9 protein-coding genes are annotated in these 8,585 nt (G+C 74.4%); 5 read left to right on the top strand and 4 right to left on the bottom strand.

The genetic code is table 11. The features are described 5' to 3' along the window. Positions 1-17 precede the first annotated feature (17 nt). A complete protein-coding gene (locus tag ACWEQL_RS12710; protein WP_452150230.1) occupies positions 18-845 on the bottom strand; it encodes an SDR family oxidoreductase in 828 nt (275 codons plus the stop codon). 401 nt (positions 846-1,246) lie between these two features. Between ACWEQL_RS12710 and ACWEQL_RS12705 the strand changes: the two genes are divergently transcribed. Then, positions 1,247-2,251: a DUF2278 family protein gene (locus tag ACWEQL_RS12705; RefSeq protein WP_452150229.1), complete on the top strand. Its 1,005-nt coding sequence runs from the start codon at positions 1,247-1,249 to the stop codon at positions 2,249-2,251. Positions 2,252-2,311: 60 nt separating this feature from the next. Here ACWEQL_RS12705 and ACWEQL_RS12700 read toward each other — a convergent pair whose 3' ends face one another. Together ACWEQL_RS12700 and ACWEQL_RS12695 are read right to left on the bottom strand one after the other, a co-directional pair. Beyond that, complete coding sequence (locus tag ACWEQL_RS12700) at positions 2,312-2,566, bottom strand: LapA family protein (protein ID WP_452150228.1); 255 nt, start codon at positions 2,564-2,566, stop codon at positions 2,312-2,314. A gap of 90 nt (positions 2,567-2,656) precedes the next feature. After that, complete coding sequence (locus ACWEQL_RS12695; protein ID WP_452150227.1) at positions 2,657-3,220, bottom strand: winged helix-turn-helix transcriptional regulator; 564 nt, start codon at positions 3,218-3,220, stop codon at positions 2,657-2,659. A 132-nt stretch (positions 3,221-3,352) separates the two neighbouring features. Here ACWEQL_RS12695 and ACWEQL_RS12690 point away from each other — a divergent pair, with 132 nt between their 5' ends. From ACWEQL_RS12690 to ACWEQL_RS12680, 3 genes are all read left to right on the top strand, one after another. Continuing rightward, a complete protein-coding gene (locus ACWEQL_RS12690; protein ID WP_452150226.1) occupies positions 3,353-4,363 on the top strand; it encodes an aldo/keto reductase in 1,011 nt (336 codons plus the stop codon). 205 nt (positions 4,364-4,568) lie between these two features. After that, on the top strand, positions 4,569-6,650 hold the full coding sequence (locus ACWEQL_RS12685) for a HelD family protein (RefSeq protein WP_452150225.1): 2,082 nt from the start codon (positions 4,569-4,571) through the stop codon (positions 6,648-6,650). A 143-nt stretch (positions 6,651-6,793) separates the two neighbouring features. Continuing rightward, positions 6,794-7,033: a hypothetical protein gene (locus tag ACWEQL_RS12680; protein ID WP_452150224.1), complete on the top strand. Its 240-nt coding sequence runs from the start codon at positions 6,794-6,796 to the stop codon at positions 7,031-7,033. Between the two features lie 93 nt (positions 7,034-7,126). Here the strand turns inward: ACWEQL_RS12680 and ACWEQL_RS12675 are convergent, their stop codons facing one another. Then, on the bottom strand, positions 7,127-8,119 hold the full coding sequence (locus ACWEQL_RS12675) for a GlxA family transcriptional regulator (RefSeq protein ID WP_452150223.1): 993 nt from the start codon (positions 8,117-8,119) through the stop codon (positions 7,127-7,129). Positions 8,120-8,171: 52 nt separating this feature from the next. Between ACWEQL_RS12675 and ACWEQL_RS12670 the strand changes: the two genes are divergently transcribed. After that, positions 8,172-8,567 (top strand): cupin domain-containing protein, encoded by a 396-nt coding sequence (locus ACWEQL_RS12670; RefSeq protein ID WP_452150222.1) that lies wholly within the window; start codon positions 8,172-8,174, stop codon positions 8,565-8,567. The last annotated feature ends 18 nt before the right edge of the window (positions 8,568-8,585 follow it).

Genomic DNA, 8,585 nt, shown 5'->3' with positions numbered 1-8,585 from the left:
GGCTCGTCCCCCCCGGATCAGGCGGGGTCGTCGACGAGGGCGCGGGCCGCGGCGAGCTCGCTGCCGGCCGCGTGGTGCGCCGCCTCGACGTAGGTGTGGCTGCCCGGCCCGATCGGGATGCGCACGGGGAGCGGGCCCGGGGTGGCGACGATCCGCAGCACCTGGCGGGCGAAGTCCTCCGGTCGGCCGTTGGCCGGGTCGTCGGCCATCACCGCGAGCTGGCCGCGTACCGGGTCGGTGGCCGGGGCGTACAGCGGCGAGCGGGCGGCGGCGTCGGTGACCGAGCTGCCGTAGCGGGTGGCGTAGCCGGCCGGTTCGAGGGCCGTGACGCGGATGCCGAAGGGGGCGGCCTCGGCGGCGAGCGCCTGGGTCATGCCCTCCAGGGCGTACTTGCCGGTGACGTAGGCGGCCAGGCCGGGGAAGGCCATCCGGCCGGCGATGGAGGAGACGTTGAGGACGTCGCCCCCGCCCTGGGCGCGCATCAGCGGCAGGGCCAGGCGGGCCAGCCGCCAGGGGCCGACCACCAGGGTCTCCAGCTGGTCGCGCAGTTCACCGTCGGCGACCTCCTCCACGGTGCCGAACACGCCGTTGCCGGCGTTGTTGACCAGGACGTCCAGCCCGCCGAGCCGCTGAGCGGCGGTGTCGAGGGCGGCCTCGCACTGCGCGGGGTCGCGGACGTCGAGGGTGATCGGCACCACCCGGTCACCGTGGGCGCGGACCAGGCCGTCCAGTGCCCCGGGGCGGCGGGCCGTGGCGAGCACGGTGTCGCCGGCGGCGGCCGCCGCGGCCGCCAGTGCGTGTCCCAGCCCGGACGAGCAGCCCGTCACCAGCCAGCGTCGTGCCATGTGTCCCCACTTCCGTCGCCGACGGCCCGCGGTGACGGACCGTTCGCGCAACGGTCCCAGAGCGGAGTGCGCCCCGCCCAGGGGCGTGACAGTCCCGCGCCCGGCGCACGGACGTACGGACCGGGGCGCACTCCAGCACCGCGCGCCGGGCAGACCGCAGGCACCGGCACCACCTCACCCGGATCGTCCGGCCGTGCTGCGGAGGCCCGCCACGCGGGGAACCCGAACGGTGGTGCGGATGCGCACCACCGGGAGGGCGGCCCGCCCGTGATTCCTCCGGTCGGCGGCTTCCGCCACGCGCGGACCGGTTGCGATGGTGGTCGACGGCCCGGGTGCGCGGCGGCCCGACGCCGGCGACGCCGGGGCCGATCCGGCTGACCGAGCGCTGTGGAGGATGACCCATGCCCCTGAGGAACTACGGAGTACTGGCCGCCCGGGCCGTCGACCGGCACCGCGAGGGAGGTGCCGACACGCCCCACTACGAGCTCCACCTCCGCGACGACAGCGGGACCGAGTACCGGGCGGCCGTCAACGTCCGCTCGAAGGTGGCGCCGCACGAGCTGATGTACATCGTGGTGGACGACTTCCGTCATCCGCTCACGGGGCTGCTCCCGCCGACGGGCAGCGGGTGGAAGGAACTGCCCCGGCAGGCGGGCGGCGCGGCGCTCGACTACATCCGCGGGAACCTCTTCGACCCCGCGTCCATGCGGATCCTCCCGCCGGACCTGCCCGGTGTCGACAACGACCTCTCCGACCTGTTCGACCACTACGTGCAACGGGCCATCGCGGACCAGGACACCGGTCTCTACGTCTTCGGCGAGCGCTTCGGCCCCAAGCCGAACGAGCGGGACCGCGACTTCGGCTTCCGTCCGGCCGACGGTGTGCACGACATCCACATGAACCAGGGCAACAGCGCCGAGTTCCGCCCGCAGGACGGGATCTGGCAGGACGGCGGCCTGCTCTTCCACCTGCCCGCCGAGGGCCGCTGGGTCGCGGTGTTCCTCGCCTTCCAGTCCCAGAAGTGGCACACCGACGACCACGGCCACGCGCTCCCCGGCGCGCCGGGGCGGACCACCGACCACGAGGCGCCGCTGCGGATCGTCGCCGCGCTCGTCAACCCGGTCGGACCGGCGCCGGAGGCCGAGACGGTGACCCTGCTCAACGCCTCCGCCGCCGCCGTGGAGCTCGGCGGCTGGCGACTGGTCGACCAGCAGCGGCATCCGCTCCCCCTGCCGCCCGGCCCGCTGCAGCCGGGCACCACGATCACGGTGGCCGGCGGCAACGGCTTCCAACTCGGCAACCGCGGCGGGACGATCACCCTCTGCGACCCCGACGGGCTCAAGGTCCACGGCGTCTCCTACACCGCGAACCAGGCCGCGGCGGAGGGGCGGACGATCACCTTCTGACCGGCGGGCGCCGCCGTCGGGGGCGTCCGGGCACCGGCGCGGCGGCGCCCCGGCCAGGCGTCACCTCCCCGCCCGCCGCCGCGCCAGCAGCCAGCCGATGGCCGCACCGACGACCAGCGTGACGGCGAGCACGACCCAGAGCGGAAGCGTGACGCTCGCGATCCAGAGCTGGATCTCCACCGAATCGGTGTTGACCGCGATGAACCAGACGGCCAGGACCCCGAGGATCGCGATCCCTATGGTGCGGATGCGGACCTCCTGGCCGCGGACCGTGAGCTTGGAATGGCGGTCCGCGGGCGTGGTCTTCTCTTTCATACCTCCAGTATCGAGCGCGCCCCCGGATTCCTCAGCGCCGCGCCCGGGCGGCGCCGACGCGGCCGGCGTGGCACAATCCGGGCCGTCCGTTCACGACCCGTCGCCCCCGGGCGGCCTCCCGTCCGGCCCCTCGTCCGGCGCCGTGAGGACGGTGGGGATGAGCGCGGTGCCCCGGTCCCGGCGCCCGCCCGGGCCGGGCAGGTAGTCGACCCGGTCGGCGGTCAGCTCGGCGCCGCACGCGGCGCAGGTCACCTCCGCCCGGGTCCGGTGGCCGCAGCCGTGGTGCCGGACGACCAGCGGCGGGCCCGCCTCGCCGGCCTCCCAGCGGTCACCCCACGCGGTCAGCGCGAGCAGGACGGGCACCAGGTCCCGCCCCTTGGCGGTCAGCCGGTACTCGTACCGCTCCGGCCCCCGCGCGTACGGCTCGCGGCGCAGCACCCCGGCGTCCACCAGCCGTTCCAGCCGCTGGCTCAGCACATTGGTGGCCACGCCGAGATCGCGCTGGAGCTCGTCGAAGCGGTGGAGGCCGAGCGCGACGTCGCGCACGATGAGCATCGTCCAGGGGTCGCCCACGATCGCCGCCGACCGGGCGAGGGCGTGGTCCGGGGCGAGGTGTCGCTTGAAATAGCCCGCGCAAGCAACTATTGTCTTCACGTGTAAGGCGCGTCTGCATCGAAGCATGGAGCTCAGGCGACGCGGTTACACCTTCTCCGTGGACGGGCCCTCGGCCGACCGGGCCGCCGCGTTCACGGGCATCCCACCCCCGCACCCCGCAGAGGCACCCCCATGTCCATCACCGCACTCCTCCCCGGCCGGCTCGGCTTCGGCACCGCCCCGCTCGGCAACATGTTCCGCGCGATCCCCGACGAGGAGGCCCACGCCACCGTCGAGGCCGCCTGGGAGCACGGCATCCGCTTCTACGACACCGCCCCCTTCTACGGCGCCGGCCTCGCGGAGGAGCGCCTGGGCCGGGTGCTCGCCACCAGGCCCCGCGACTCCTACGTCCTGTCCACCAAGGTCGGCCGCGTCATCCTCGACGAGCACGAGACCGCCGCCCGCGACCTCGGCGAGAAGGGCGGCCTGTTCGAACACGGCAACCCCAACAAGATCGTCCACGAGTGGACCGCCGAGGCCACCGAACGCTCCATCGAGGACAGCCTCGCGCGCCTCGGCACCGACCGCCTCGACATCGTCTGGGTCCACGACATCGCCCAGGACTTCCACGGCGACGCCTGGCTGGAGAAGTTCGAGGAGGCCCGTACCGGCGCCTTCCGCGTCCTGACCCGGCTGCGCGAGGAGGGCGTCATCAAGGCCTGGGGCCTGGGCGTCAACCGCACCGAACCCATCGAGCTCACCCTCGCCCTCGACGAGCCGCGCCCCGACGCCTTCCTGCTCGCCGGCCGCTACACCCTCCTCGACCACGAGCACGCCCTCCAGCGCCTGCTCCCGATGGCCCAGGAGCAGGACGTCAGCATGGTCGTCGGCGGCCCCTACAGCTCCGGCATCCTCGCCGGCGGCACCCACTTCGAGTACCAGCAGGCCCCGCCGCACATCATCGAGCGCGTCGGCAGGCTCAAGGCCCTCACCGAGCGGCACGGCGTCTCCATCAAGGCCGCCGCCCTGCAGTTCTCCCTCGCCCACCCGGTGGCCGCCGCCGTCATCCCCGGCGCCACCCGCCCCAGTCGCATCGCCGAGGACACCGCCGCCCTCCACGAGCCCGTTCCCGCCGCCTTCTGGACCGACCTGCGCGCCGCCGGCCTCGTCAGCCCCGCCGCCCCGCTCCCCGACGGCGCCTGACCCGCGGCCGCCGTTCAGCCGTCCCCCGGTACAGCCGCACACGTGCCCGGCCTCGGCGTCGTCGGGACCGGGCCCCGGCGCGGTCCGGCCGAGGTGTCGCGCCGATCGCGGCCGCCTCGGAGAAGGACGGCTCCACCAGGAACCCCGCCACGGTCTGATCCGTCTTCAGGGAGCACACGAATCACCACGTCCCGAGGAGCTCCCCTTGTCGCAGGTCGACACCGGTCGTACCGACCAGGCCGCAGCGGAACAGGCCCACGTGTCCGCCGTCCACGAGCTGCTCGACCGGCAACTCACCGGAATCCGGCAGGAGCTGAAGCGCGTCCTGCGCGCACCCGCCGAGGAGGCCGGCGGTGCGCACGCGCGCGACGCCGCCGTCGGGAACCTGAACCGCCGGCTGCACGCCCTGGAAGGGGCCGAACACGGCCTCTGCTTCGGCCGGATCGACCACACCGACGGTACCGCCCTGCACATCGGACGGCTCGGCCTGCACACCGAGGACCGCGAGCTGCCCCTGCTCGTGGACTGGCGCGCCGACGCCGCCCGCCCCTTCTACACGGCCACCGCCGCGCACCCCATGGGCCTGCGCCGACGCCGCCACCTGCGCCTGGAGGGCCGTACGGTGCGCGAGGTCCGGGACGAGATCCTGGACGGCTCCGAGCCCGACGCCGGTGACGTGATCGGCGACAGCCCGCTGCTCGCGGCGCTGGAGGCCCGGCGCACCGGCCGGATGGGCGCGGCGGTGTCCACCCTCCAGGCGGAGCAGGACGCGATCGTGCGCTCCCCGCACCGCGGGGTGAGCGTGGTACAGGGCGGCCCGGGCACGGGCAAGACCGTGGTCGCCCTGCACCGCGCGGCGTACGTGCTCTACGCCTTCCCCCGGGCGGCCGAGCACGGGGTGCTGGTCCTCGGGCCGAACACCCGCTTCCTCGACTACATCTCCCGGGTGCTGCCCTCGCTCGGCGAGAACGACGTGGTCCTCGCGACCACCGAGGACCTCGCCGGGGTGCCGGCCGGGGCCGCCGGGCCGGCCGGGGCGGCCCGCCTCAAGGGCGGCGCCCCGATGGCGGAGGCCCTGGCCGGTCTGGTGCGCTCGTTCCAGGCGCCGGACGGCGACCTCGCCGTACGGATGGGCCAGGAGTGGATCCGGCTGGACCCGAAGGAGGTCGAGGTGGCCCGGGACGAGGCCGTCCGCAGCGGCCTGGCCCACAACGCGGCACGCGAGGTGTTCAAGGAACTGCTGGTCGACGCGCTCACCGACGCGGTGGCGCGCGGCACCGTCGAGGCACTGGAGCGCATCGACGCCGAGGTCACCCTCGCCACCGGCCTCGACCTCGACCGGTTCACCGGCGCCGACCTGCGCAACCTGGGCTTCGACGGCGACGACCGGGCCGGCGCCCACGCGGCCGAGGAGGTCGACCTGGAGACCGTCCGCGCCGAACTCGCCGGCAGCACCCAGCTCGACCGGGCCGTCGAGGGGCTGTGGCCGCACCTGACCGCGGCCGCCGTCGTCCACGCCCTGCTCGCCGACGCCGACGCCCTCGCCGCCCACCACCCGTCGTTGACGGCCGATGACCGCGAGTCGCTGCTGCGGACGGCGGACGAACCGTGGACCGCCGCCGACGTGCCGCTGCTGGACGAGGCCGCCGCGCTGACCGACGGCCCGCCGGCGCGCGTCTTCGGCCACGTCGTCGTCGACGAGGCCCAGGAGCTGAGCGCCATGCAGTGGCGCATGGTCGTACGCCGCTGCCCGGCCCGCTCGATGACCCTGGTCGGCGACTTCGCGCAGGCCGGCCCGGCCGCCACCGCCCGTACCTGGGGCGAGGCCCTCGGCCCGCACCTGGGCACCCGCTTCGCCCTGCACACCCTGACCGTCAGCTACCGCACCACCGAGGAGATCCTCGCCACCACCCGGGAGCTGCTCGCCCGGATCGCCCCCGACCAGCAGCCCGGCACGGCCATCCGCCACGGCGACGTGCCCCGCTCGGTCACCGCCCACCCCCGCGGCCTCGTCGACGCCGTCGTCGCGGAGCTGGCGGCGCAGGCCGAGGCGCACCCGGACGACCTGCGCGCGGTGGTCTGCGCCGACGCCCGGGTGGCGGAGCTGACCGAGGCCGGGGTCCCCGACCGGGCGTCCGTCGTGCCCGCCTCGCAGGCGCGCGGCCTGGAGTTCGACACGGTCCTGGTGGCCGCGCCCGACGAGATCACCGCCGCCCGCCCCTGCGGCGAGCGGGACCTGTACGTCGCCCTGACGCGCGCCACCAAGCGTCTCGTCACCGTCGACTGACGGAGGCCGACGGCGCCGGCGCCCGCCCTCGGTGCGGGCCCCGGCGCCGGTGCAGCGGGTGGTGCTCCTGGGACGTGACAACTGGTTCGTACAGCGTGACAATGGGCTCTCGGAGAGTATGGTCGCTGTCAGGGGAGGGTTCGGTGCAGCACGATTCCGCGGACGAGAACGGGACGGCCCGGGAGCACTACGTACGCCCGGCGAACGAGCCGAGCCTCCCGCCGACGCCGGCCGTCTACACGCGGTGGGAGCGGTTCACCCGGTTCCTCAACCGCCTGGTGGCCGACCGGACCCCCGGTGACCGGAACTCGATCGCGCCTCGCGGCTACGACGGGAAGCGGACCCGCATCTTCTTCTTCAACGGCAACGGCCAGGGCCGCTGACCGTCCGTCGGCTGCCGGGCCGATGCGCGGCCGCGGCGAGGCCCCGGCCCGCGTACCGCCTGTGCCGCGGCGGAGGAGACTCCCCGCGTGCCGTCAGTTCACCTCCGGCCCGAACCGCCGCCGGTATGCCGACGGAGTGATGCCCGTCTCGCGGCGCATCAGCGCGCGCAGATTGGCGGCGGTGCCGAGCCCGCTGCGGCGTGCGACCATCTCCAGGCGGGACTCACCCCGCTCGATCAACCGGCATGCCAGGGAGAGCCGTTCCCCCGTGAGCCACGCCAACGGGGTCGTTCCCAGTTGCGCCCGGAAGCGGCGATGGAGCGTCGCCGGGCTGACCGCGGCCCGCGCCGCCAGATCGGCGACGGTGAGCGGTGCGTCCAGCTGTTCCTGGGCCCAGGCCAGGACGGGCGCGAGGGACTCGTCCGGCAGGTCGGGTACGGGGCGCTCCACGAACTGCCGCTGCCCGCCGTCCCGGTGCGCCGCGAAGACCAACCGCCGGCTCACCGAGCTGGCGACCTCGGCGCCGTGATCGCGGCGGACCACGTGCAGCCCGAGATCGAGCGCGGCCGCACTCCCCGCGGCGGTGAGGATGTCACCGTCGTCCACGAACAGCACGTCCGGTTCGAGGTGGACGGAGGGGAACCGGGCCCGGAAGTCGTCCGCCCACTGCCAGTGCGCGGTGGCCCGGCGCCCGTCGAGGACCCCGGCCTCGGCCATGGTGAAGGCGCCGCTGCAGAAGCCGAGCAGGCGCGCGCCGCGCGCGTGCGCCCGTCGAACGGCGTCCAGCACCTCGGGGCGGCGGGGTGCCTCGACGTTGGGCCGGTTGGGGACGATCAGGGTGTCCGCCGTCTCGGCCGCCTCCAGGCCGGCGACCCCCGTGAGCGTGAAGAATCCGTCCCGCATCAGGGTACGGGGTTCGGGCGAGCAGAGCTCGAAGTCGTAGAGGTCACGGCCGATCTCCGGTCTCCGCAGCCCGAAGACCTCGGTCGCGCAGCCGAGCTCGAAGGGATTCGAGTTCTCGTCGACGATCACGACGACCCGGTGTGCGCCCGCCGAGCCCGGTGCGTGCGAGGATTCTTTCGCCATATGCCATTCCTAGCACTCACCCCGGCCGCGCGAAACGGCCCAGGATGAGTCCATGAGCAACGGACCCATCCTCCTGAGCAAGGCCCTGGCCTCCTTCGACCGCCTGTGGAGCCCCCGCATCGTCACGCGCGTCAACGACTACGACGTCCGGATCGCCAAGGTCGAGGGCGAACACATCTGGCACGTGCACGAGGACACCGACGAGTTCTTCCTGGTGCTCGACGGAGAGCTGCACATCTCCTTGCGCGAGCCCGACGGGGAGCGGACGGTCCTGCTCCCGCAGGGCGCGGTCTTCACGGTCCCCCGGGGCACGGAGCACAGGCCGTACGCCCCGACCGGCGCCGCGATCCTCATGTTCGAACCCGGCGGGACGCTGACCGTGGGCGATCGCCACGACGAGGTCCCGGACCACGTGGACGCGACCACCGGGCACACGCTCGACACTTGAGAGGACCCGCGGGCGGGC

The sequence above is a fragment of the Kitasatospora sp. NPDC004240 genome, from assembly GCF_053603215.1.
Note: the sequence above shows the minus strand (reverse complement) of the source record. Positions and strands in the feature narration are given on the sequence as shown.